The following is a 25,204-nucleotide window of genomic DNA, read 5'->3' as shown; positions in this document are numbered from 1 at the left end:
ACTTTTTCAAAATAGGGTAGATCAAATTTTAAGTTACGTATAAGATAAATGCAAATTTCACAATTTTTGAAAAGTGTAAAATTTAACTAATTTTCTTACAAATATTTTTACACCAAATTTAATGGATAAATTTAGATCACACAAAAGATAAAATGCAAAACATAGCCAAATCTAGCCATTTAAAACTTGTAAAAGTGCAGAATAAAGATTTTAAAATATCAATTTGAAAATTATAGTTTTCAATACAAAATATATAAAATACCTTGCATTTTACCTTTTGTCATATTTTGGATTGCAATTATGGTTGATTTTAAATTTGCTTTTATGCTTGGTAATTTAAACTTGAAATGGTTAAATTTTAAAAATTGGTGATTTGAACTTGAAATGGTTAAATTTTAAAAAACTAGAGTGATAAATTTTTAAAAGTAGAAAATATTTTTTGGTTCAAAAGCAAAACTTGCATTTGAAAAATAAAATAAACAGATGTCCTTTGTGTCTGTCAAATTGCAATGAATAAATTTGCGGATTTTTAATAAAACTTACCTTTGATGTTTCTTTGGGTGGTCAAAGAACAAAGCTTTTGCACTGCCCTCTTTTAGCTCTTTAAATTTACACTCAAATTCTATGCAAAAAATGCCTGAAGTTGGGATATTGTCAATCGATGAGTCGCTTAGGTATTCGCAAATTTCAGTCACACTTGGATTGTGCGTGATGATGAAAATTTCATCTAAATTTTTGTCTAAATTTCTTACAAACTCCAACAGATCTTCAAAGCTTATATCATAAAGCTCGTCTTTTAACTCTATGGATTTTTCTTTAAATTTTAAAGTTTTAGCGATGATTTTTGCTGTTTGCTCGCATCTTTTGGCACTACTTGAAAAGATAGCTCCAGGCATCACATCATACATTTTTAGCCTGCTAGCCATAAATTTAGCGTCCTCTTTGCCTTTTGGACTAAGCTCTCTTGAAGCGTCTTTTGCGCCATCTTTGTTCTCATCAACTGCTTTTGCGTGCCTTATGAAGTAAATTTTGCTCATGATCTCTCCTTTGAGAAATTCTTTATCCAACTAAGCTCTTCCTCGCTAAATCCAGCCTTTAAGCGGTCTTTTTCGTTGATCTCTCTAATGCTTTTAAAGGAATTTGGATATAAATTTAAGATGATGTCAAAGTAGCTTTTCTCATCGACGCCCTCTTTTTTGCAAGCAAATTTAAACCACTTATCACCCTTATAAACGTGAGAAACTTCCTCTTTTAAGATGACTTTTAGGCACTCAATGAGCTCATCTTGCCCGCCCTCAGCTTCTAGCCTTTTGATGATGTGAGCGTTTGCATCAAGGCCGTTTGCCTCCATATATCTTGGCAGTAGCGCCATGCGGCTAGTAAGCCTATCTGAGGTCTTTTGAAGTGCGATAAATAGGCCATCATGCACACTTAGCTCGCCGTATCTGCCGCCCTGCTTTGTGAGCAAATTTTCTATCATACAAAAGTGCCTGATCTCATCCTCAGCCACCTCCAGCCAGTCCTCGTAAAACTCCCTTGGCAGCTCTCTAAATCTATAACAAGCATCAAGCGCGATGTCAATGGCGCTAAACTCGATGTGAGCGACTGAGTGTATGAAATTTAGGTTTTTATCTTTTGGTTTTACCTTTTTGTTTAGCTCTTTCATACTAACGACGTCACAAAATTTAGCGTAACACGGGGTAGTTAGCTCATTTGGCGCAGAAATTTCATCAAAATAAATACCCAAATTTGATCTAAATTTCTCATAAAACAGCTCAAATTTTAAAAATTTAAGCCCCACGTCGCCCTCGTTTAAAATGTCCCAGATCTCATCAAAAAATCTCATCTGCTCTCTTTAAGTAAAATTTAGCATACAAACAGCCGATAGCCCAGCCTATAAAGTGCGCGTACCATGCGACATTTATACCCATAAATAGCGGCAAAAAGCTCATGGCAACAACGATGGCAAAGTAGCCAAACCACGCCTTTTTATCAGAGTAAAGCATCGAGGTCGCCAGCATGCCAAAGAGCATACACAAAGCGCCGCTTGCACCTACTAAATTTATAAATTTCTCATTTTCAAATGCAAAATATATATAAATAAAGCTTAAAATTTGCGTCAAAACGCCGCCAACGATATAAAAAATGATAAATTTTTTCGTGCCAAGATATAGCTCGCTCATCGTGCCAACTTGATATAAAAAGAGCATATTTATGAGCAAGTGACCTGCGCCCGCGTGTATAAAGATAGATGTGAGGGGCTGAAATATATAGAGCTTTTCTAAAAAATAGATGTTTAAGCCAAGCGCGAGCCATAGCTCACGCGAGTGCAGAAAGGTAACACCAAAAAATGCAGCTAAATTTAAAAGGATAAGCGCAAATGTAGCTGGGCTACTTAGCTTTGCCATATCCAGCAAATCTGTTTGCCGCTAGGCAGCTAGCGTTTGAACATCTTACAACGTAGCTATTTATCTCTTTGTCGCCCTTTAGGTGTGTGTTTTTTTGTTTTAAATTCATATAGCTGTGGATTATCCTGCCGCCAGAGTTGTGGATAAATTTGACCGTCTCATCTGGAAGTATGGCCGTTACGATGCCAACGTGAGTGACGTTTTTCTTGTCTTTATTTTTTTGTATGCCTTTGCCAAGGGTGTTTGAAAAGAAGATAAGATCGCCTTTTTTTGGATTTTTATGAGTGATCAAATTTTGGCTTTCATAGAAGTTGTAGATCGCTTTTGACTTTCTGCCACCCTTGCTGTAGTAGTTATTGATGGTTTTTTCATCAAAATACATATTTTTATATTTTGCATTTACGATAGATACAAAGCCTGAGCAGTCGCCCCCTGCTCTAGTGTTTAAGTATTTTTTAAAAAATGAACCAAATTCTTTATCTGCTCTGCCGTCATCTTCGTCTAAAAGCTCACTTGAAGTTTGTCTGCTAAAGTCACCATTTGTAGAGGCGGTTTGATTGTAGTCATTTTGTGGGATTTTAGGCTCATTTGAGGTGAAAGAACAACCTGTAAAAAGCGCAATACAAAGTGCAAAAAATATTCTTTTGTTTATTAAACTTAACATATTTTTATCCAAAATAATTAATTTTCGTAATTTTAACTCTTAAATGTAAATAAAGCGAAAATAGCGCCCTGTTTTCTTTACTCTAAGTTTAAAAACAATATAATCGGCAAAAAATATATTTTCTTAAGGCAAAAAATAATGATGCACTATCTAAAAATAGAAGGCAATGCCAAATTAAGCGGCGAAGTAAAGATCAGTGGAGCCAAAAATGCCGCCCTACCTATCATCGCCCTAACCCTACTTGCTAAAAATAAGATAAATTTAACAAATATCCCAAATGTCGCTGACATAAAGACACTTTGTCAGTTGCTAGTTAATCTTGGAGCAAAGTGCGAATTTAAAGATGAAAACTCACTAAGTATCGACACGAGCAGCGTAAATTCGACCACGGCAAACTACGACATCGTTAGAAAGATGCGCGCTTCTATCTTGACGCTTGGTCCGCTTCTAGCGCGCTTTGGACACTGCGAGGTGAGCCTCCCTGGAGGCTGTGCGATCGGACAAAGACCAATAGATCTGCACCTAAGTGCACTTGAGAAAATGGGCGCAAATATCGAGATAAAGCAAGGCTACGTCGTCGCAACCGCGCCAAATGGTCTAAAAGGCGCAAAGATCGTTTTTGACAAGATCACTGTAACTGGCAGCGAAAATATCATCATGGCAGCAGCTCTTGCGCATGGCACGACAGAGCTTTTTAACGTCGCACTTGAGCCTGAAGTGGTGCAAATTTGTGAAATTTTAGCAAGAAGTGGCGTTAAGATCGAAGGCATCGGCACGAGCGAGCTAAAGATCACTGGTAGCGGTCAAAAACTGCTTGAAATTTGTGATATCGAGGTTATTCCTGATAGGATCGAGGCTGGCACGTACCTTTGCGCTGGAGCTATCACAAATAGCAAAATTTCGGTCACAAAGGCAAATGCTGCGCATATGACAGCCATTTTAAATAAATTTGAAGAGATGGGCTTTGGCATCGAGATCGATGGCGATAAGATCACGATATTACCAGCTAAAGCCATCAAACCAGTCGAAATAAGAACGACTGAGTATCCAGGCTTTCCAACCGATATGCAGGCTCAGTTTATGGCGCTTTGTCTAGCAGCAAATGGCGTTAGTACGATAGACGAGAGGCTTTTTGAAAACCGATTTATGCACGTTAGTGAGCTAGCTAGAATGGGCGCTGATATCCGCCTAAATGGTCACATCGCAAGTGTTTATGCCCCTGCAAATTTAAATGCAGCTGATGTCATGGCGACTGACCTTAGAGCAAGCTCAGCGCTGATACTAGCCGCTCTTATCGCAAATGGCGAGAGCTTGGTGCATAGAATTTACCACCTTGATAGAGGTTATGAGAGGCTGGAGGAGAAATTTAAAAGCCTTGGGGCAAAAATTGTTAGGCTTGAGGAGTAAAAATGCTAGTAAATGACGCACTTGAGGCTTTAAAAGCTAAATTTAAACCAAAAAATGAGAGCGAAATTTTACCCATTAGCGAGGCTCTCGGTAAGACCTTAGCAAATGACGTGATAGCGGTCAAAGACCTGCCCTGCTTTGATAACTCAGCACTTGATGGTTTTGCTGTTAAATTTGATGAAAAAGATGAGCCTTATAAGATAATCGCAAGTGCCTTTGCAGGCGATAAAGAGCAGCTAGCTATCGGCAAAAACGAGTGCGTGAAGATAATGACAGGCGCAAAGATGCCAAAAGGCTCTGACACGGTCATGAGATTTGAAGATTGCGTCGTTGAGGGAGAGTTTGTAAAAGCGCCAGCCAAGCTTAAAAAAGGCGAGGCTTACCGCTTTAAAGGCGAAGAGACAAAGGTTGGTGAGATTTTACTAAAGAGTGGCGAAATTTTAAACACAAGAAGCGTGATGATGCTAGCGGCTCAGGGCATAAGCTTTATAGAAGTTAAAAAGCAGCCTAGTGTTGGAATTTACTCAAGCGGAAACGAAATCATCGAGCCTTGGCAAAGAGCGAGCGAGGATGAAATTTACAATGCAAACGCACTTGGCATCGCTGCACTTCTTAGCTCAATCGGTCAAAAAAGCTCATATCTTGGCATTATAAAAGATGAGCTAAATGCTGTAAAACAGGCGTTTTTAAACGCTGCAAACTACGACATCGTTATCTGCTCTGGTGGAGCAAGCGCTGGCGAGGCTGACTTTATGAAGATAGCCCTAAGCGAGCTTGGATACAACGAAATTTTCTCGCACCTTGACATAAGACCTGGCAGACCTTGCAAGGCTTATGAAAAAGATGGCAGGCTTGTTTTTATCTTGCCTGGCAACCCTATGGCTGCTTATCTTTGCACGATGATGCTTGTTTTGCCACTTCTAAAAAGTGAGTGTTTTGTGACGCAAAAAGCTATAAATAGCGAAAATTTAAAGGTAAAATCAGGTAGAGCAAATGCGGTTTTTGGCAATATAACTGATGGCAAATTTATAGCAACTGACGGCGGAAAATATGGCTCAGGCATGATAAATCATATATTAAAGAGTGATTTTGTGTTGATAACTAGTCCTGATCAAGGTGAAATTTTACAAAATAGTGAAATTTCACTTATAAAACTTCCATAATCCTTGACAAATGAAAAACAATCTGATAAAATGCGGACTTCATTTTGATTGCGGGAATAGCTCAGGGGTAGAGCACAACCTTGCCAAGGTTGGGGTCGCGAGTTCGAATCTCGTTTCCCGCTCCATCTTTTTTATACTAATTTTTTTATTTTCCACAAAACTTTTAGCAAATGAAGTCAGCATCTATCCGATGTATTGCGTCGTAAATGATCAAATTTCACTTAGCACTTTTGGCTTTGAAGGCGAAGACAATGAAATTTTAAACCTAGAGGGCAAAAGAGCTGCCAAGATAGATAGTAAAAAACTCTATGAAATTCTAACAGCAAATTTTAAAACATATAATGACAAAAGCGGCGGTAGCGTAGCTTTTGTGAAAAACTGCTCTATCATGGATGAAATTCAGATGCAATTTCTAAGAGAGATCAGCAACGAGTACCCAGGCATCAGCGTGAGCGATCTTAGTATCAGTCCGCAAAACAAACTCCCTGCAAATTTCAAAGACTTAGTTTTTAAAAATATATTTTTAAACGATCAAAATAGCCAAAAAGGCGTTTTTAGAGCCTCATTTGAGGACGTTGATCTAAGCTTAAAGAGTCTTTATTTTAAATTTAGCTTTAACGCCAAAATGCCAGTTTTTATCGCTATAAATTCAATGAATACAAACCACATTTTAAGCTTGCTTGACTACCAACCAACGATGATCGAGTTTAGCAAATGGCCGCGTGACGCACTCTTTGGACTTAGCGCCTCAACTCTTGTCACAAAAGTGCAGATAAGAAGCGGAGAAATTTTAACAAAACGTCAGTTTAACGCTATTAGTTTAGTCAAAAAAGGTCAAATGCTAAACGCAGTTTTGAGCGAAGGTGGCGTTAAGATAATCGCCGAGGTAAAGGCGCTTGAGGATGGAAATTTAGGCGATATGATAAAGATAAGAACAAAAGAAAATAAAATTTTACAGGCCACAGTTTCAGGCAAAGACGAGGCAGTTATCAGATGAAAAAGGTAGTTTTTGCAGCCACTGGAGCAAGCGGGGCTGGACTTTTTCTAAAGCTAGTAAATGCTGCCAAAGATAGCTGTGAGGCGCATGTCATAGTTAGTAAAAATGCTATGAAGGTTTTAGAGGCTGAAGAAAATTTGAGGCTAAATTTAAATGATCTTGGCGTAAAAATTTATGATGATCAAGATCTTAGTGCTGGTCCAGCATCTGGCTCGTTTGGCGTTGAAGCAATGATCATAGCGCCCTGCTCTACTAATACTTTGGCAAAGGTCGCAAACGGCATAAGTGACACGCTCATCACAAGAGCTGCAAGTGTCGCGCTAAAAGAGAGGCAAACCCTAGTTTTAGGCGTTAGAGAGATGCCTTTTTCTACGATCACGCTCTCTCAGATGCAGCTGCTTGCATCTCTTGGAGCTACCATCGCTTCGCCAGTTTTAGGCTACTACGCAGGCATAAAGAGCCTTCTTGATATGGAGAATTTCATCATCGGCAAGTGGCTTGATGCCTTAAAAATCGAAAATAATCTTTACAAAAGGTGGCAAATTTGAAAAAATCTTGCATCTATCCAGGGACCTTTGACCCCATAACAAACGGCCATTTAGACGTTATCATAAGGGCTACAAAAATTTTTGACAAAGTAATCGTCGCAGTCGCAAAAAGTGACAGCAAACAGCCGATGTTCGCACATGAAAAGCGCATAGAGATGGCAAAAGAGGCAGTTTGCGAGCTAAAAAATGTAAGCGTGCTTGGCTTTGATAACTTGCTTGTTGATTTTGCTAAATCGCACGGCATAAACACCGTCATCAGGGGACTTCGCGCGGTTAGTGACTTCGAGTATGAGCTACAAATAGGCTACGCAAACGCTGCACTTTGGGACGAATTTGAGACGGTTTATCTTATGCCAAGCTTAAATAACGCCTTCATCTCAAGCTCTATCGTCCGCTCAGTCTTGCGCCACGACGGCGACGTGAGCAACCTAGTGCCAGCAAAAATTCTTAAAAATTTAAAGGCGTAAAATGTATGTTTTGTTTGAAGGCATTGACGGCGTTGGCAAGAGCACGCAGATAGAAATTTTAGCTTCTAAATTTAGTGATGCCATCGTCACAAAAGAGCCAGGCGGCACGCAGCTTGGTGAAAATTTACGAGAAATTTTACTAAGCTCAAGTATAAAAATAGGCAAAAGAGCTGAAATTTTACTCTTTTTAGCTGACAGGGCTGAACATTTTGAAAAGCTGATCGCTCCAAATTTAAGTAGGCTCATTTTAAGCGATAGAGGCTTTATCTCAGGCATCGCCTACGCTTTGGCAAACGATGAAAACTTAGATGAAAACGTGCTTTTAGAGCTTAATAAATTTGCGCTAAATGATAAATTTGCAGATAAGATCATCTTTTTTGAAGCAAGCCGTGAGCTTATAAGCTCGCGATTAAAAACAAGAGGTACAAGCGATAAGATCGAGGCTCGTGGGCTAGAGTATCTTTTAAAAGTACAAAGTTTGATGAAGCAAATTCTTATCAAAAATGGCTTTGAAACGCTTTTTATAGACGCATCTAAAAGCATAGAGCTAATTTCAAAAGAGATAGAAAATTTTATAAATTTTAAGTAAAATCACAAAAAAATAAAAAGGATAATGCGATGATAACGGCACTTCGTGGCATGAAAGATATGCTTCCAGCTCGCGCAAAACTTTACGCACAGATAATCAAAACCTGCGAGGAAGTCGCAAAAAACTACGGATATGAGCAAATTTTGACCCCACACCTCGAGGAGACGGCGCTTTTTAAAAGAAGTGTCGGCGAGAGCAGTGACATCGTTGGCAAAGAGATGTATCAGTTTGAAGACAAGGGTGGTAACGACGTTTGCTTGCGTCCTGAGGGCACAGCTGGCGTAGTTAGAGCCTTTATCGAGGCAAAACTTGACAGGGCAAATGTGACAAAACGCTGCTTTTATCATGGCTCGATGTTTCGCTACGAGCGCCCACAAAAAGGTCGTTTGAGAGAATTTCACCAGTTTGGCTGTGAGTGCTTTGGCGAGGGCAGCGTCTATGAGGATGCGAGCATTATCTTGATGGTGAGTGAAATTTTTAATAGACTAAATATAAAAACAACCCTAAAAATAAACTCGCTTGGCGACGAGAGCTCGATGAAGTCTTACAAAGAAAAGCTTGTTAAATTTCTAGATGAAAATGACGATAAAATTTGCGAAGACTGCAAAAGACGCAAGCTTTTAAACCCTATCCGCGTGCTTGACTGCAAGGTTGAGAGCTGCCAAGAAATTTATAAAAATGCTCCAGTTATCACTGATAGCTTAAGCTGCGAGACGCAGGCTGATTTTGCAAAACTGCAAGAAATTTTAACGGCAAATGGCGTTAAATTTGAGATAGACACCAAGCTCGTTCGTGGGCTAGACTACTACTGCAAGACGGCGTTTGAATTTATCAGCAATGAGATCGGCTCACAAAGCGCAGTCGCAGGCGGAGGCAGATACGACAGGCTCGTTGAATATCTTGGCGGTAGAGCAAGTTACGGTGTTGGCTTTGCGATGGGCGTTGAGAGGATAATGGAAATTTTAGGTGAAGCTGATGATGAGCGAAACGGAGTTTATCTTTGCGCGCTTGATGCGACGAATGTTGATTTTATCTATAATCTTGGCTCAAAACTTCGCAAAAAATATCAGGTTGAAATTTCTTATGAAGCTAAAAAACTTCAAAAACATCTGCAAAATGCCGACAACAAAAATGCAAAAATTTTCCTTTGCGTAGGCGAAAACGAGATGAAAGAGAATAAAATTTGGTATAAAAATTTAGAAACCAAAGATGAAAAAACGATAAATTTAGATGAGCTTGAAAAGGAGCTGGGATGAATGATTTTGGACTTAGCATTTGGGGCAATTCAAATTTTGTGATAGAAGATGGCAAAGTCTGCATAAACGAAGCTAGCAAGCCAGCGATCATCGACATCGTAAAAGAGATAAGAGATGATGGCTACAGAGGACCGCTACTGCTTCGCTTTCCGCACCTTATCCAAAAGCAGATCGAGCAGATCCACGCGAGCTTTGCAAAGGCAAAGAAAGAGTTTGCCTACAAAGGCAGCTTTAACGCTGTTTTCCCACTTAAGGTCAATCAATATCCAGGCTTTGTAAAAAACCTAGTTCGCCTTGGCAAGCCCTATAACTACGGCCTTGAGGCTGGTAGTAAGGCTGAGCTACTCTTAACGATGGCTTATAACAACGACAAAGCGCCTATAACGGTAAATGGCTTTAAAGATAAAGAGATGATAAACATAGGCTTTATCGCCGCTGAGATGGGGCATAACATCACGCTAACGATCGAGGGCTTAAACGAGCTTGAAGCGATAATCGCCATCGCAAAAGAGCGCTTTAAACCAAAACCAAAGATCGGACTTAGGGTAAGACTGCACTCGACAGGCTCAGGACTCTGGGCAAAAAGTGGAGGCATACACTCTAAATTTGGCCTAACATCAACCGAGCTAATAGAAGCTGTAAAGATGCTAAAAAAGGCAAATTTACTTGAAAACTTCACGATGATACACTTTCACATCGGCTCTCAAATAAGCGAGATCCATCCGCTCAAAAAAGCACTCATCGAGGCTGGCAACATCTACGCTGAGCTTAGAAAAATGGGCGCCTCAAATTTAAAAGCAATAAATTTAGGTGGTGGTCTAGCGATCGAGTACTCGCAGTTTAAAGAAGAAAGCAGCAGAAACTACACACTAAACGAATACGCAAACGACGTTGTTTATATGCTTAAAACCATAAGCGAGCAAAAAAAAGAGATCGAGCCAGATATTTTCATAGAGTCAGGTCGCTACATCGCCGCTTCTCACGCACTTTTGGTCGCTCCTGTGCTTGAGCTATTTTCTCAAGAATACACCGAAGAGAAGCTAAATTTAAAGAAAAACAATCCAAATTTGATAACCGAGCTAGTTGATCTTTACAAGTCAATCAAGCCTTCAAACGCCCTAGAGTACCTGCACGACGCCATCCACCACACTGAGAGCATCCTCACACTCTTTGATCTAGGCTATGTCGATCTGCAAGATAGGTCAAACGCAGAGGTGCTTTTAAGGCTCATTAGCAAAAAGGCTGTCGTGATGCTTGGCAACAAGAGCAACTCAAGCGATCTAACTAAAATTCAAAAAGAGGTTCAAGAGAGATACCTGCTAAATTTCTCAATCTTTCAAAGCTTGCCAGACTTTTGGGGGCTAAAGCAAAATTTCCCTATCATGCCACTTGACAGGCTCGATGAGCGCCCTACTCTGCCAGCTTCGATCTGGGATATCACATGCGATAGCGACGGCGAGATCAGCTATGATGACGAGAAAAACCCACTGCTTTTGCACGACGTGGATGTGGAGAAGGAGGATTATTTCTTGGGATTTTTCCTAGTTGGCGCATATCAAGAGGTGATCGGCATGAAGCATAATCTCTTTACTCATCCAACAGAAGCTACCGTGGAGATAACAAGCGATGGCTACAAGGTCACAAATTTACTAGAGAGCCAGTCGATCCTTGATATCATGGAGGACATGGACTACGATATCTACGAGATCCAAGACACTCTAAATGAGCGCTTAGAAAAATCAACTCTGATAAACGAAACACAAAAGAAGCAAATTTTGGGCGAACTTTATCTATTTTTAAATGATAATAGCTACTTAAAGACAATCAACTAAAAAGGACGAAAATGCAACTAGCAAACAGAATGCAAACATTAAGCGAATCAATCACAATCGCGATCAGCACAAAGGCCAAAGAGATGAAGGCTGCTGGTATCGACGTGATATCGCTTTCAGCTGGTGAGCCTGACTTTATGACTCCAAAAAAGATAAGAGAAACTGTAAAAAACGCACTTGATAACGATAGCAAAAGCGGCAAATATACGCCAGTGCCAGGTTTGCCTGAGGTTATAGACGCCATTAGAGCAAAGCTAAAAAGAGATAACGGACTTGACTACAAAGCAAATCAAATCGTCACAAACATCGGCGCAAAACACTCACTTTTTAATGTATTTCAAGCGCTTATCAACCCAGGCGACGAGGTCATCATCCCATCTCCATACTGGGTGAGCTACCCTGAGATCGTTAAATTTTGTGGCGGCGTGCCTGTCTTTATCGAAGCAGACGAGAGCACAAATTTCAAGATCACAGCCGAACAGCTAAAAAAAGCGATCACGCCAAAAACAAAGGTCTTTTCGCTAAATCACCCGACAAACCCAACTGGAGCTGTATATACAAAAGAAGAGATCGTGGCTTTTGGCGAGGTTTTAAAGGACACTGATATCATCATCACAAGCGATGAAATTTATGAAAAAGTGATCTATGGCAAAGAATTTCACGCAGTAGCCTCAGTGAGCGAGGATCTTTTTAAAAGAACGGTCACGATAAACGGACTAAGCAAATGTGGCGCGATGCCTGGCTGGAGATTTGGCTACATAGCAAGCTCGATGGACTGGTTAATTGCTGGCATCAAAAAGCTTCAAAGCCAAAGCACAAGCAACATCAGCTCGATCGTGCAAATAGGTGCTATCCCGTCACTTCTTGGAGAAACTGATGAAGACATCGAAAATATGAGAAAAGAGTATGAAAGAAGACGCGACGTGGCAGTTGAAATGATAAATGCTATCGCTGGGCTAAGCGTAGTTAAGCCTGATGGCGCGTTTTATCTATTTGTAAAATGCAAAGAGGTAGATAGCGACTCACTTAGATTTTGCAAAAAGATGCTTGAAGAGGCAAATGTAGCGACCGTGCCAGGCGTGGGTTTTGGCATGGAGGGATATTTTAGAATTTCTTTTGCGACAGACATCGAGAGCATAAAAAAAGCGATCGAGAGGATCGCAAATTTTGTAAAAAGCTACAAAATTTAATGATCAAATTTAGAGTAAATGGCAAAATTTTCGAGCTTGAAAACGATATAAATGTTTATGATTTTTTAGCTCAAAATGGCTATGAGCTTAAATTTATAGCCCTTGAGCGAGACGGAGAAATTTTGCCAAAAAAGCTTTGGCGTGAGCGCTTCATGAGCGAGGGCAAAGCTTATGAGATCGTCACTTTAGTTGGCGGTGGATGAGGAAAAAATGATAGAGATAATACTAAATGGCGCAAAATTTAGGGTGCCAGTAAAAAGCCTTAGAGAGCTAAAAGAGCTTGCGCTTGGCGATAAAGAGAGTGAAATTTATAAATTTTTAGAGAAATTTAACGCGACAGAGCCAGACATTTTTATCGTTGATGGCTTTGCTATAAAAGAAGATAGCGAGCTAAAAGATGGCTCAAACGTCGTATTTATAAGGCGTGGTGTGATGCCTGAGCGTGAAGTTTTACGCGCTATGATCGCTTCACGAAACAGCCCTGAGCTAAATTTAGCCCTAAGTAAAGCCGTGATCGGCGTGGCTGGACTTGGCGGCCTTGGCTCAAATATCGCGCTAAGCCTTGCAAGGGTTGGCGTAAAAAAGCTAGTGCTTGCCGACTTTGACGTCGTTGAGCCAAGCAACCTAAACCGCCAGCAGTATTTCGTCCGCCACATCGGCTTAAAAAAGACGCAGGCGCTCAAAGAGCTGATAAATGACGTCAATCCCTTTGTCGAGGTCGAAACACACGATATATTTTTGGACGAAAAAAACGTGGCTAGCGTCTTTGGCGAGTGCGAAATTTTATGCGAAGCCTTTGACAACGTCGCTGGCAAGGCGATGATACTAAACGAAGCTGGTGCCAGCTTAAAAGATAAAAAGATCATCGGCGCCTCTGGCATGGCAGGCCACTTTAGCTCAAATCTCATAAAAACCATAAAATTTGCCAAAAATGTCTATCTTTGTGGCGACCTCACAAATGAGGCGAAGATCGGTCAAGGACTCATGGCGCCACGCGTTGCGATCTGCGCAAATCACGAGGCAAATTTAGCCATTAGACTACTTATGGGCTTGGAGGCGTAAGTGCAAAGTGATAGTTTGATCCTTGGCGGCAAGGAGTTTCAAAGCCGCTTTATCCTTGGCTCTGGCAAGTACTCACACGAGCTCATCGACTCAGCCATAAACGAGGCTGGAGCGCAAATTTTAACCCTTGCTCTTAGGCGCATAAACGAGAGCAAAGAGCGAAATATACTTGACTTTATCCCAAAAGGGGTGACGCTTTTGCCAAACACAAGTGGCGCTAGAAACGCCAAAGAGGCCGTTCGTATCGCTCAGCTTGCACGTGAGCTTGGATGTGGCGAGCTTGTTAAGATAGAGATCATCACTGACTCTAAATTTCTCTTTCCAGACAACGCCGAGACGATAAAAGCGTGCGAAGCCTTGGCAAATGACGGCTTTGTGCCAATGCCCTATATGTTTCCAGACCTAAACGCCGCAAGAGCGATGCTAAGTGCAGGAGCAAGCTGCATAATGCCTCTAGCTGCGCCCATTGGTTCAAACCAAGGGCTAGTTTTTAAAGATATTATTGAAATTTTGATAAACGAGCTTGATACGCAAATCATCGTTGATGCTGGCATCGGTAGGCCATCACAAGCGTGCGAAGCGATGGAGATGGGAGCGGCTGCTATCATGGCAAACACAGCCATCGCCTCATCTAAAAATATCCCGCTCATGGCAAGAGCCTTCAAAGAGGCCATCATCGCTGGTCGCAACGCCTATCTAGCAGGCCTTGGCACAAAGAGCAAAAGCGCAAACGCCTCATCTCCGCTCACTGGATTTTTAGACTGATGAAATTTACAAGAACCGACCACATGCAGCTGCTACCTCACATGCAGGATGTTGGCAACGATATTATGGATGAGATTTTAAAAGAGCGCGCTAGCTACAAGCCAGAAATTTACAGCGAAGCAGACGTAAAAGCAGCTCTAAACGCAAAACACTGCTCGCTTGAAAATTTAAAAGCCCTACTCTCGCCTGCTGCAGCGCCATTTTTAGAGCAGATTGCCCAGCTAGCTCAGGCTAAGACAAGGGCAAATTTTGGCTCAAATATCACTCTTTTTACCCCACTTTACATAGCAAACTACTGCGATAATCTCTGCGTTTATTGCGGTTTTAACGCTAAAAATAATATAAAAAGGGCAAAGCTAAGCGACGAGGAGATCACAAGGGAGTTAAGAGAAATTTCAAAGAGTGGCTTAGAAGAAATTTTGATCCTAACTGGCGAGAGTGAGACTAACTCAAGTGTCGCTTATATCGCAAACGCCTGCGCTTTGGCAAAGAAATTTTTTAAAGTCGTTGGGGTTGAAATTTACCCGCTAAACTCAGACGGCTACGCCCTGCTTCATAAAAGCGGCGCAGACTACGTGACCGTCTTTCAAGAGACCTACAATCCCACAAAATACGAGAAAATCCACCTTGGCGGCAATAAAAGAATTTTCCCATACCGTTTAAATGCGCAAGAGCGAGCGCTTCTTGGAGGCATGAGAGGGGTTGGCTTTGCCGCACTTCTTGGCATAGATGACTTTAGGCTTGACGCCTTTGCGACCGCACTTCACGCAAGTTTAGTTCAAAAAAAGTATCCGCACGCCGAGATCGCATTTTCATGCCCAAGGCTTCGCCCCATCATAAACAACGACCGCATCAATCCACGCGACGTGGGCGAGCGCGAGCTTTTACAAGTGATCTGCGCTTATAGAATTTTTATGCCAACAGCTAGCATAACGATCTCAACCAGAGAAAAGGCGAAATTTCGCGACAACGCCGTAAAGATAGCTGCAAATAAGATAAGCGCTGGCGTAAAAGTAAGCATCGGCGCTCACGGCGAAGAGAAAAAGGGCGACGAGCAGTTTGAGATAAGTGATAGCAGAAGCGTAGATGAGATAAAAGCAATGATAAAAGCAAACGGCCTAGAGCCCTTGATGAGCGAGTATGTCTATGTTTAAAATTCTCTGCGTGGCCGACTTTGAAAGCTATGAGGGCGATGATTTTTTAAAGAGGATAGAGCTACTTTGCAAGGCTGGCGTGGATGAAATTTTGCTTCGAGCAAAGGGGCTAAATGAGGCTAATTTTTACGATCTTGCTAGGGTTGTGGCTCAAATTTGCGAAAACTACCGCAAGAAATTTATCATTAATCAATTTTTTGACGTAGCTTGCAAGCTAAAGAGCGATTTTTGGCTCACTTCGGCACAGCTTGATTTTTTTAAAAATCACAGCATTTTTTTAGAAGAATTTAGAAAAACAGCTAAAATTTACGCCCCAGCTCACGACCTAGAACAGGCTAAAATTTCAGCCTCTATCGCTGACGTGCTCGTTGCTTCACATATATTTGCCACCTCTTGCAAGGCGGGCTTAGAGCCAAAAGGGCTAAATTTTATAAGTGAGCTAAAAAGCTTAGACAAAGAAATTTACGCACTTGGCGGACTAGACAGCGGGAACTACAAAGAGGCCATAAAAGCTGGCGCAAACGGCATTTGCTTCATGAGTTTATCAATGAACGGCGATATGGAGCTTATAAAAAAGATAGTAGAGAGCAAAAACGAGCAAATTTAGCTTTATTTGCATAAAATTTTACATATTATTTTATATATAAAAATACATAAATTTTAAATTTATAGACTATTCTTAGTCCTCTCATAAATCAAAATAAGTTTTACAACAGATCAACTTGCACGCCGTCTTGGATCTCTACAAAAACGGTATGCTTTGAATTTATTGTGTTACCATTGATAACTTCTTGGCGATTAAATGTTGCTTTATAGACTTGATTTACCGCGTCACCATCGCTTGTGACATCTACTTTGTTGTACGTATCGCCAACGACGCTATGTTTATTATTTAGCGTGGTGATATCTGCTTTTGTTGCTTTTACAAAATCATGTGTAAGCTGCACCAGGTCTTTGCTATCGCCTATAACCTTTAGCACGGTATTTACGCTCTCGCTGGCTGCGCTATTGCTCGCATCTCTTGTGTTTCTACTATCTATGATGTCAAAGATGCCATTTGGGCTAAATTTTATAGATACAGCCTGATCTGCGCTGCCAAGTTGCACTTTTTCAAAGTTATTTATCTTTTTAACATTGTCTAAATTTGAAAAATCAACATCATCAACCACTATAAGCGTATCTACGCCGCCTTTGCCGTCTATCGCCCTGCCCTTACTATAAACAAAAGCATCATCTAGGTTGCCTCCCTTTACGTCGCCTTCTTGTTTTAGATAGATTGGGTCTCCAAAATTTGCCTCGCTATATTTGCTTGTGTTTATCTCGTAAGAATTTGTAGCTCCTATCTTTTTTATAAAATCATTTTGAATGAGCGCTTCAACGTAGTTGTTGCTAAAGAGGCGAGTACCACTATGTTCTGACCCCACCAAAGTATCTGATGGATATGGTCCACTAGCTGGTGCACTATTTTTTTGCATTATATACAAAGATAAATTCATCTCACCAGTTCCGTCCATATACTCCATATCAAATTTATAAAAGCCAGCCTTATTAAATGTAAAATCCCTGCTCCACCATTGACCATTTTTGCCATATGATACTTCTGTGGATGGATTTATAAATGTTGTTGCACTTCCAAATTTTTGTGTATTGCCATTTATAGTAAGCTCTACATAGTTGTGTAGGTCGGCTGCTCTTACTGAGTATGTCCCAGGAGCATTTACATATATCCAACCATCCATTTTCATAACAAGGTCAGAGCCAACAGGGTTTGACTCTCCAAGCGTGTAGTTGCCAGGCTTGCCTTTTAATGTGCCATTTGCAAAGCTTATATTTTCTCCCGTGCCAGCAGTCGTATCTACGCCGTTTATAAATTTCTTTGGTGCGTATGGATTAGATGCGTTATACAAGGCATCACTGCCATATCTACCCACTCTTGCTAGATCTTCTGCATGCATATTGCCCTGATCAGACAGTGTCTTATAGTGCGTCCCAGAGGCAAACTGCACAACGTCATATGTAGTAGAGGCGCTTGGAGAGTAAATTTTGATATAGTCTTTATAGATGGATTTGCCCCCTCGCTGCGAGTAAACACCAGAATCGCCACCAACTCTAGCCCTCCACGATGGATCTACGTAGTTATAAAACCACATATCAGCATCAAGGCCGCTATTGCCGATAAAAGTTACTGTGCTAACAGAGACATTTCCTGCGGTGTCGGCATTTTTTATCATGAAATTTGCTCCAGTGCTGTTTGCTGGCAGGGCAAAATTTTCAGAGTAGCTGTGCGTATCATCAAGAGCTGAGCTTTTATGGACGGAATTTAGCAGATCATAAAGATCTACTTTGTTTATGGTGTTTTTATTTAGCGTGTTATTGCCACTAGCATCGGTGCCAACACTACCTGAGATATCTACACTAGTTACATGTGAAGTTGCCGTTGGAGTGCCGATCGCATCAGGGGTGGCGTCTAGATCTACGTGAACTATTAGATCATCATCCTTTGTGTCATCACTCTTTAAAACGGTCGCTCTTATGTTTGAGTATCTCTCATCTAGCTTTATACCAAGGGCCTCAAAGTCCATATTTACACGCTTATCTGCACCGACTGTTAGATCTATATATGTTTGTCCGCTTGGTAAAATTTTGGCATTACCATGATCATCCTCAAGCGCCAAACGAAGCTTGGTGCCAGGGTCGCGGTCCACGCCAAATACAATATTTGGTTGTTCGTCATTAGTAAGTGAGATGTTGTACTCTTTTATGGTTTTGGTCTCATCATCGAAGTTATTTTTCTGGATAACCTTCTCGTAGTCCTCTACCCTAAGGTATTTAGCGATATTTATAGCTCCGCCATCTATCTGCGTGGCAAGCTTGACGTCATCTATGTAGCTTAAAATTCCAAAGTCAAATAGCCTACCGCGAACGCCATCTGTTGTAGTGACCTCGTTTGGTGTCGTGATAGTGGCTCTAACAGGCGTAGAGTGATCGACCGAGATAGGGACATTTGGTATGCTAAATTTGCCATCCACGATAGGAAGTGGCGCTGAGCCGTCATTTGGCAAGGCAGTTAGTCCATCGTCGCTTATTGTGTATTTGACAGTTGTAGTTACAGCTGGTATGGTCGGAGTTGAGATAGTGACGCTTACATTGCTTCCTGGTTTTGCGTTGCTAGGCACGTAGATATCAAGGTCGCTTTGGGTTGATGGTGAGCCAGAAGGCGTGGTGATGCTATCTATTAGCCCGTCTCCGTCATTATCCCTTGCAAACTGCACCTTTATGCTGTTATCTACAGTGATCTCGTCTGTGACCGGGTCTGCTTTGTTGCCAGCTTTGTCGGTAAATGTGGTCGTGAAATTTGTCGTAACGCCATAAAGTTTTGTCGTGGTCTCTATGGTGCCATTATTTACACTAATAGCTATGCCATCATCTCTTGTGGCACTATATGCGCCAGATGCGTTTTGAGAAATTTTAATGGTTATCTTATCTGTTTTGCCGTCGCTTCCTGCGATATCTATCTCAAATTTATCGCCATCTCTTGCGTCGTTTGGAATTTTCATCTTTATAGAGGTTTTCACACCATCAGGACTAAAACCGCTCTCTTTACTAGTTAGCACGCCGTCTTTATTGCTATCTTTTGCAAACTGCACATGCGGAGACCTAACAGGTGCGACCGTATCGCTTGAAATTTCACTCACACTTAAAGCTTTTAAAGCTCCAGTCGTGCCATCAATGATCGTCGTGCTTAGCTTTTTTCTGCTTGGATCAGTTGAGCTTGTAGGGTCAGTAACTGTGATCTTGCCATTTTGGATAGAGATAGTCTCACTACCTCCATCAAGCGTGGCAGTAAGTCCGTCAGGTGCGATAGTATAGGTCTTTGTGACGCTTGTTGGTGTGCTAGCTGGATCATCGACCTTTATGCGGATCTTGTCGCCAACTGCGGCGTTGTTTGGCACATAGATATCGATAAGCGACGCCGTGCCGCCACTTTTAGCTAGTTCGGCTGCATTTATAATGCCGTCTTTGTTCTCATCAAGGGTAAAAACAGCGATCGGATCGTTATTATTTGCGATGGTTATCGTATCTGTCGCACCTGGGTTGCCTGATTTGCTTATCATTTGGATATTTACATTTGTTGGCGTTGATGATGAAATTTTAACAGCGCTTGCCACGTTAAAGCCGACATTTCCGCCGCTCTCACTTGTGAGTGGATAGCTCTCGCCACTATCTTTATCTACAAGCGTGCCACTAGATGTTTTAACAAGCGTCTTTTCATGCAAAGTGCCGTCAGGATCAGTGGTAGCGAGCTTTATCTTGTCGCCTATTTTCATATTTGGTGATAAAACGATCTTCGCATCATCGCTTGGCGTACTGCTGGCTGGATTAAAGCCATTTTCGCTAGCGTCTATCACGCCATCGCCATTTAGGTCTTTGCCTAAAACCACCTTTGTAAAGCTAAGAGCTGGCGTAACGGTATCAACGCTCGCGGCCGCCTTTGCTGGAGCCGAGCTAGCGCCACTTGCTAGCGTGATGCTAGAGCTTACATTAAACGGAGCATTTGGCGTTATAGCAACGCTTGGGATGATAAATTCTTTTTGATCTGGATTTGTTGCATTTGGCGTGATAGGCAAAATTTCGCTTGGATTGTTTTCATTTATCACGCTTGTGCCTGCAGGATCTACTTTGTAAGAAAGTGTGGTCTTTGTGCCGTTATTTACAACTTCTAGCGTCACTTTGTCGCCTGGCTTGAAGTCATTATTAAAAGTAACAGCCATGCTTGTGTGATTAGGATCACCGCCTGCTTCTGCGATATTGATATAGCCGTCACCATCAAGGTCTTTTAAAAGTGCAATGCTAGGCGCTGGTATAGCTGGAGCGCTCTCTTTTTGTTCAGCCACCACTGGCGCTGCTCCGCTAATAGAACTAGCTGGCATTGCTGGCTCGCTTGAGATGATAGCTGGTAGCTCTAATGTACCACCATCAAACCAAACTACGTTTGAGATGTGTCCTTGCGTGTCAAAATTTGATCCATTTATGCTTGCTGCGTCGCTACCATGACTTGAGCCATGAGAGTGGTGGCTAGAGTCTTGAGCGCTTTCGTCGCTGCTTTTGCTACTAGACTCTTCGCTCTCGCCAAAAATCCTTCTCTTGTCTTCTTCTACTTGCGCTTCATTGCCTTGGGCGTCAAATTTTGCATTTGATAGCTCTTTTGTGATGATGATATTTTGTGGTTCAAGTAGTGTGATAGGCGCAGCGTGGTCGAAATTTATAACGATAGTGTCGTTGCTGCTTTGCGTGATGATCTCATCGCCCAAAAATATCTCGTCGCCCTGCTTTAGCAAGATCAACTTTCCGTTTCGTTTTACAAAAACTTTTCCACTTATCTTTGCGACGACACCAACGCTTTGCATCTTTCATCCTTTAAATTTAAAACTAAAACATCCATTTAAATTTTCACGCGATTATAGCCAAAAGTATTACAAAATAAATAAAGTGATTTTATATAAAAAATTGTCATTTTGTCGCTCTTTTTTATATCTAAAATTTAGTGTGATTACCTGATAGTGCGCTATTTTTGCAATGATATAAAAGAGCAAATTTAAATAAATTTTAGCAGTAAGAAAATTTTTATGTCACAAAGTAAATTTTAAAACTATTTTGTTATCAAATTTTATTTATTTTGAAAAATTTATGTTTGAAATTTCCCACGCCAAAAAGACGTGGGATAAAATTTACGCTATCTTGCTAGCGTCGATGATGTTTAGATCAAGACCTAGATCTTCGACAGATAGACCAAGTGCAAGACCTACAAGCTGAGAGAGGTGGATGATAGGTTTTCTAACATCTGAGTGGTTCTCATCTTGATATCTCTCTTGATAGATATCAAGTTGCATTTGGCAAAGTGGGCATGGAGTGACAACTACGTCTGCACCATTTTGATCAGCGTTATTTACGATCTGGCTTGACATTTTTCTTACTGATTTTCCAGCTGGATAGCTAGCGTGGAAGCCGCAGCAGTCAAGTCTTTTCTCAAATGGCACGATAGTAGCACCAAGTGCGCTTACAACGGTTTCAAAGCTCTTTGGATTTACTGAACTTTCTCTGTTGTGTAGATCTTTTTCAGGTCTTAGGCTGTGGCAGCCGTAAAATAGCGCTACTTTTAGACCGCTAAGTGGCTTAACAACCTTTGCTCTTAGCGTATCGACATTTTGGTAAAGCTCCCATAGAAGGCTTGTTACCTCTGATGTACCATTATATTTCATATTGCCTTCAGCTAAAAATGTATTGATACGATCTTTTGCGCCCTTATCAAGTGTGCTTTTAGCTCTTGTTAGAGTTAGCATACAAGTTGAGCATGTCGTAAGCATCGGCATATTCATCTGCTCTGCAAGCGCTATATTTCTAGCATTTGCCACAAGTGCTGCCATAGGATCTACGTCTTGTGCTTGTTGAGCACCACAGCAGCTCCAGCCCTTTATCTCGTGAAGCTTCCAGCCAAGTACTGGAGCGATAGCTTCAAGCGACATCTTAGCCTCTTTAGCTGCCTGAGAGAGTACGCATCCTGGGAAAAAAGCGAATTCATTTTGCATAGTTACTCCTTACTAGCAGCTTTGCGAGCCGCATTTATCATTTTTACTAGATCATCATGTCCTTCAATATCCTCTTCACCAAAAATATGAAGCGGATTCATCTTGCCTGCGAGCATTAAATTTGCTGCGATATCCATTTTGCCAATATTTTTGATAACGCCTTCTGAACGAAGTGCAAGTCTAACCTCATTTAGTCTGCCTGAGCCATCAACTAGATCAGTTAAAAACGCCTCAGCGTGATCTGGCCCCATGCCCTCATTAAAGCCTTTTTGTATAGCCATGATACGAAGATCAGTTATGTCGCTGCATGCACTTATGCCTTTTGGACAGCGGTCAGCACACTCTTGGCACTTTACACACATCCAAAGGCCGTTATCGATAGCTGGTTTTAGGTGTGGCATAGGATCTTTGCTACGTGAGTCAAAAGCGGCTCTATAAGCATGAACAAATACAAACGGTTGCATATAGTCACTCGCATCTGCTTCAAGCTTATTACACTCGCTAGCACACGCACCACAAAGTATGCAGTCCCACTCAAGCGCTACTTTGTCATACTCTTTTTGGCTTTGCTTACAGCCTTTTGCAGCGCTAAATTCTGGCTTAGCAGTGATGCTAGGCCTAATCTTGCGTAAATTTTCTATACTTGGCTCCCAATCCACCATAAGGTCTGAGATAACCTTAAAATTTCCAAGTGGTGAAATTCTAATAGTATCTGGGTTGCCATACTCAGCCAAAAGCTCGTTCATCTTTGTATCGCAAGCTAGATATGAGTGACCATTTACTCTAACAGCGCACGCACCGCATATCGCTGAGCGGCAAGATGCCGTGAAATTTAGCGTCGCATCTTTTTTTTGTTTGATATCAAAAAGCACTGTTAAAAGAGTTTTGCCTTTGACCTCTTCATTTGTTAGCTCATAAGTTGATTCATATTTTTTAGTTCCGTCAAAACGGTCGATAATAATTTTCATCCTAGCTCCTTACTCTGGCTTCTTGCCGTCAAGTGAAAATATGCCTGTCACAACGTCTTTGTAGCTAAGTTCAAGCTTGCCGTCTTTTAGTGTGACTATGCTGTGTTTTAAGAAATTTGCATCATCTCTTTTTGGATAGTCCTCTCTTGTGTGAGCACCACGGCTCTCAAGACGATTTTGCGCTGCAAGACATGCTGCACGAGAAAGAAGTATAAGGTTGCCAAGCTCGACATAGTCAGTAAATGCTGTGTTCATGACTGGATTTTGATTTGGCACTTTAAGGGTGTCATATTTTGCTTGGATAGCTTCTAAATTTTTAGAGAGCTGATCTAGTTTTGCACCAGTTCTAAAGATACCCATTAGATCCCAGTTGTTTTTACCAAGCTCTTCGCGAAGTGCGTACATATCATTTACGCCACCCTCGCCTGTTGCTATGGCTTTAAATTTATCTTGCCACATTTTTGCTAGCTCAGAAGTTTTCTTACCGCTTGCAAATTTTGCATTTTGAGCGTAAGCACCAGCACCTTTGCCAGCTAGATCACCAGTTACAACTGCGTCAGTTAGGCTGTTACCACCAAGGCGGTTTGCACCGTGGATAGATACACATGAAGCCTCGCCACCTACATAAATTCCAGGGATTTTTGTGCTCATATCATCAAATTTAGCTACCTCTATACCACCCATTGAGTAGTGAGCTGTTGGGCGGATAGGCACTGGTTGCTCGATAAGGTCGATGTCTTGGAAAAGCATAGCAGTGTGGCGAATTTTAGGAAGCTTTTTCATGATAGTATCTTTGCCAAGGTGACGAACATCGCAAAGCACATAAGCGCTCATACCCTCGCCAAAGCCTCTACCCTCGCGAATTTCTGTCTCGATAGCACGAGCGACGACATCACGAGGAGCTAGCTCCATCTTTTCGTGATAGTTTTTCATAAAGCGCTCGCCCTTGTTGTTTAGCAAGTATCCACCCTCGCCACGAGCTGCTTCTGTGATTAGCGTGCCGCCATTTTGAACGCCAGTTGGGTGAAACTGAAGCATCTCAGGGTCTTCAAAACCAAGACCTACTTTAAGCGCAGCAGCGATGCCATCGCCTGTTGCTATAAATGGAACTGATGTACGGTTATAGAAAATTCTAGTGTATCCGCCAGTTGCTATGACTAGAGATTTGCAAAGAACTGGGTAAATTTGACCATCTTGGATGTTACGAAGAACAACGCCTTCAACTTTGCCGTCCTCAAGACCGATCTCAAGTAGCTCGTGATCCATTAGAAATTTAACGCCAGCTGTGATAGCGTCGTCAAGACAGGCGTGCATCAAAACGTGGCCGGTTTTATCAGCTGCGTAGTTACAGCGTTTTTTGCTAGCGCCACCCATGAAACGAAATGCCACGTCGCCATTATCTTTACGAGAAAAGAGCATGCCGTTGTAGTCTAGCTCGTGGATGACTGCGCCTGCTGCCTCGCAAAATTTCACAACTGCATCTTGATCAGCAAGATATGCTGCACCTTTTACGGTGTCATAAGCGTGAAGCTTGAAGCTGTCGCCGTTACTAAAGTCAGTAACGCCGTTTATACCACCCTCTGCCATACAGGTCGCGTTACGTGATGGCATCATCTTTGTAGCGACAACGACGGTTGAGTTTGGATATTGCTTGCGAACGGCTGTTGCTGCACGAAGTCCAGCACCGCCAGAGCCGATTATTAACACATCAACAGATGGCAAGCCATTTTCATTGCCTTTTGGCAACTCGCCAGCAAAAACATTGGTCGCACCAGCTGTTGTAGCTAGCGCACCTACGCTGATACAGGCGCTTTGTAGAAATTCTCTTCTGGTAAATTTTTCACTCATTGATAACTTCCTATTTTAATAAGTTTATTAGCGTCAAAAAACGCACCGCCAGTTCATTTCTTAATATTTTTTAAAACAACTATATTAATAAAAAAATTAATAATGAAACTTTACATAAAATTTACTTAAAAGAAACATAAAGATTTATTTTAGGTTATATAGTGAGATTTGATAGCTAAAATCATTTAGTAAAAGACCATTTTATCGTATTTGTAGCAACTACTTATAAATTTATTATTTTGATAAAAATGAAAAATGATATTACCACGCAATATATACTAATAAAAATAGATAAAATG

General features: G+C 41.4%; 22 protein-coding genes and 1 tRNA gene. 15 read left to right on the top strand and 8 right to left on the bottom strand.

From position 1 onward, the window contains the following. Positions 1-539: 539 nt before the first annotated feature. The 4 genes from CVS81_RS05430 to CVS81_RS05415 are packed head-to-tail and all read right to left on the bottom strand — an operon-like array spanning position 540 to position 3,072. Positions 540-1,037 (bottom strand): SixA phosphatase family protein, encoded by a 498-nt coding sequence (locus tag CVS81_RS05430; RefSeq protein WP_107965339.1) that lies wholly within the window; start codon positions 1,035-1,037, stop codon positions 540-542. Beyond that, a complete protein-coding gene (locus CVS81_RS05425; RefSeq protein WP_107965338.1) occupies positions 1,034-1,846 on the bottom strand; it encodes a ferritin-like domain-containing protein in 813 nt (270 codons plus the stop codon). Before CVS81_RS05425 ends, CVS81_RS05430 begins: the two co-directional genes overlap by 4 nt. Further along, positions 1,833-2,408, bottom strand: coding sequence for a rhomboid family intramembrane serine protease (locus CVS81_RS05420; protein WP_107965337.1), 576 nt, complete (start codon positions 2,406-2,408; stop codon positions 1,833-1,835). Before CVS81_RS05420 ends, CVS81_RS05425 begins: the two co-directional genes overlap by 14 nt. Continuing rightward, positions 2,392-3,072: an NlpC/P60 family protein gene (locus CVS81_RS05415; protein ID WP_103610146.1), complete on the bottom strand. Its 681-nt coding sequence runs from the start codon at positions 3,070-3,072 to the stop codon at positions 2,392-2,394. Before CVS81_RS05415 ends, CVS81_RS05420 begins: the two co-directional genes overlap by 17 nt. A 138-nt stretch (positions 3,073-3,210) precedes the next feature. On the opposite strand from CVS81_RS05415, the gene murA reads away from it, so the two are divergent. The 15 genes from murA to CVS81_RS05340 all read left to right on the top strand — a co-directional run bounded on the left by murA (position 3,211) and on the right by CVS81_RS05340 (position 16,109). Continuing rightward, positions 3,211-4,479: a UDP-N-acetylglucosamine 1-carboxyvinyltransferase gene (gene murA / locus CVS81_RS05410; RefSeq protein ID WP_103606535.1), complete on the top strand. Its 1,269-nt coding sequence runs from the start codon at positions 3,211-3,213 to the stop codon at positions 4,477-4,479. A 2-nt stretch (positions 4,480-4,481) separates the two neighbouring features. Beyond that, positions 4,482-5,642, top strand: coding sequence for a molybdopterin molybdotransferase MoeA (locus tag CVS81_RS05405; protein WP_103606534.1), 1,161 nt, complete (start codon positions 4,482-4,484; stop codon positions 5,640-5,642). Positions 5,643-5,692: 50 nt separating this feature from the next. Then, positions 5,693-5,767, top strand: a tRNA-Gly gene (locus CVS81_RS05400). 65 nt (positions 5,768-5,832) lie between these two features. Then, on the top strand, positions 5,833-6,639 hold the full coding sequence (gene flgA / locus CVS81_RS05395; RefSeq protein WP_103575505.1) for a flagellar basal body P-ring formation chaperone FlgA: 807 nt from the start codon (positions 5,833-5,835) through the stop codon (positions 6,637-6,639). After that, on the top strand, positions 6,636-7,187 hold the full coding sequence (locus CVS81_RS05390) for a UbiX family flavin prenyltransferase (protein ID WP_107965336.1): 552 nt from the start codon (positions 6,636-6,638) through the stop codon (positions 7,185-7,187). The genes flgA and CVS81_RS05390 overlap by 4 nt, the downstream gene beginning before the upstream one ends. Beyond that, on the top strand, positions 7,184-7,654 hold the full coding sequence (coaD, locus tag CVS81_RS05385) for a pantetheine-phosphate adenylyltransferase (protein ID WP_012001782.1): 471 nt from the start codon (positions 7,184-7,186) through the stop codon (positions 7,652-7,654). The genes CVS81_RS05390 and coaD overlap by 4 nt, the downstream gene beginning before the upstream one ends. 1 nt (position 7,655) lies before the next feature. Further along, positions 7,656-8,243, top strand: coding sequence for a dTMP kinase (tmk, locus tag CVS81_RS05380; protein WP_107965335.1), 588 nt, complete (start codon positions 7,656-7,658; stop codon positions 8,241-8,243). A gap of 29 nt (positions 8,244-8,272) precedes the next feature. Next, positions 8,273-9,499, top strand: coding sequence for a histidine--tRNA ligase (hisS, locus tag CVS81_RS05375; RefSeq protein ID WP_107965334.1), 1,227 nt, complete (start codon positions 8,273-8,275; stop codon positions 9,497-9,499). Further along, on the top strand, positions 9,496-11,331 hold the full coding sequence (gene speA / locus CVS81_RS05370; RefSeq protein WP_002940876.1) for a biosynthetic arginine decarboxylase: 1,836 nt from the start codon (positions 9,496-9,498) through the stop codon (positions 11,329-11,331). Before hisS ends, speA begins: the two co-directional genes overlap by 4 nt. An 11-nt stretch (positions 11,332-11,342) precedes the next feature. Then, on the top strand, positions 11,343-12,521 hold the full coding sequence (locus CVS81_RS05365) for a pyridoxal phosphate-dependent aminotransferase (RefSeq protein ID WP_107965333.1): 1,179 nt from the start codon (positions 11,343-11,345) through the stop codon (positions 12,519-12,521). Continuing rightward, on the top strand, positions 12,521-12,724 hold the full coding sequence (thiS, locus tag CVS81_RS05360) for a sulfur carrier protein ThiS (protein ID WP_021092363.1): 204 nt from the start codon (positions 12,521-12,523) through the stop codon (positions 12,722-12,724). Before CVS81_RS05365 ends, thiS begins: the two co-directional genes overlap by 1 nt. 7 nt (positions 12,725-12,731) lie before the next feature. Next, positions 12,732-13,583, top strand: coding sequence for a sulfur carrier protein ThiS adenylyltransferase ThiF (gene thiF, locus CVS81_RS05355; RefSeq protein ID WP_107965332.1), 852 nt, complete (start codon positions 12,732-12,734; stop codon positions 13,581-13,583). Continuing rightward, complete coding sequence (locus CVS81_RS05350) at positions 13,584-14,348, top strand: thiazole synthase (RefSeq protein ID WP_107849553.1); 765 nt, start codon at positions 13,584-13,586, stop codon at positions 14,346-14,348. It abuts the gene before it with no gap. Then, entirely contained in the window at positions 14,348-15,502 is a 1,155-nt protein-coding gene (gene thiH / locus CVS81_RS05345; protein WP_107965331.1) for a 2-iminoacetate synthase ThiH, read from the top strand. The genes CVS81_RS05350 and thiH overlap by 1 nt, the downstream gene beginning before the upstream one ends. Beyond that, positions 15,495-16,109, top strand: a complete 615-nt coding sequence (locus tag CVS81_RS05340) for a thiamine phosphate synthase (protein ID WP_107965330.1) — start codon at positions 15,495-15,497, stop codon at positions 16,107-16,109. Before thiH ends, CVS81_RS05340 begins: the two co-directional genes overlap by 8 nt. 100 nt (positions 16,110-16,209) lie before the next feature. On the opposite strand, the gene CVS81_RS05335 is transcribed toward CVS81_RS05340, so the two are convergent. The 4 genes from CVS81_RS05335 to sdhA form a co-directional block, all read right to left on the bottom strand. Beyond that, the gene (locus CVS81_RS05335) at positions 16,210-20,910 is read right to left on the bottom strand and encodes a hypothetical protein (RefSeq protein ID WP_107965329.1); all 4,701 of its coding nucleotides are present in this window, start codon (positions 20,908-20,910) and stop codon (positions 16,210-16,212) included. 321 nt (positions 20,911-21,231) lie between these two features. Next, on the bottom strand, positions 21,232-22,089 hold the full coding sequence (sdhE, locus tag CVS81_RS05330) for an 8-methylmenaquinol:fumarate reductase membrane anchor subunit (RefSeq protein ID WP_107965328.1): 858 nt from the start codon (positions 22,087-22,089) through the stop codon (positions 21,232-21,234). 2 nt (positions 22,090-22,091) lie between these two features. Then, entirely contained in the window at positions 22,092-23,057 is a 966-nt protein-coding gene (gene sdhB / locus CVS81_RS05325; protein ID WP_107965327.1) for an 8-methylmenaquinol:fumarate reductase iron-sulfur subunit, read from the bottom strand. Positions 23,058-23,066: 9 nt separating this feature from the next. Then, entirely contained in the window at positions 23,067-24,905 is a 1,839-nt protein-coding gene (gene sdhA, locus CVS81_RS05320) for an 8-methylmenaquinol:fumarate reductase flavoprotein subunit (RefSeq protein ID WP_107965326.1), read from the bottom strand. Positions 24,906-25,204: the final 299 nt, after the last annotated feature.

This window comes from Campylobacter concisus (genome assembly GCF_003049065.1).
GTDB classification, from domain to species: Bacteria; Campylobacterota; Campylobacteria; order Campylobacterales; family Campylobacteraceae; genus Campylobacter_A; species Campylobacter_A concisus_BE.
The sequence above is the reverse complement of the archived record's forward strand: the minus strand, read 5'-3'. Positions and strand labels throughout refer to the sequence as shown.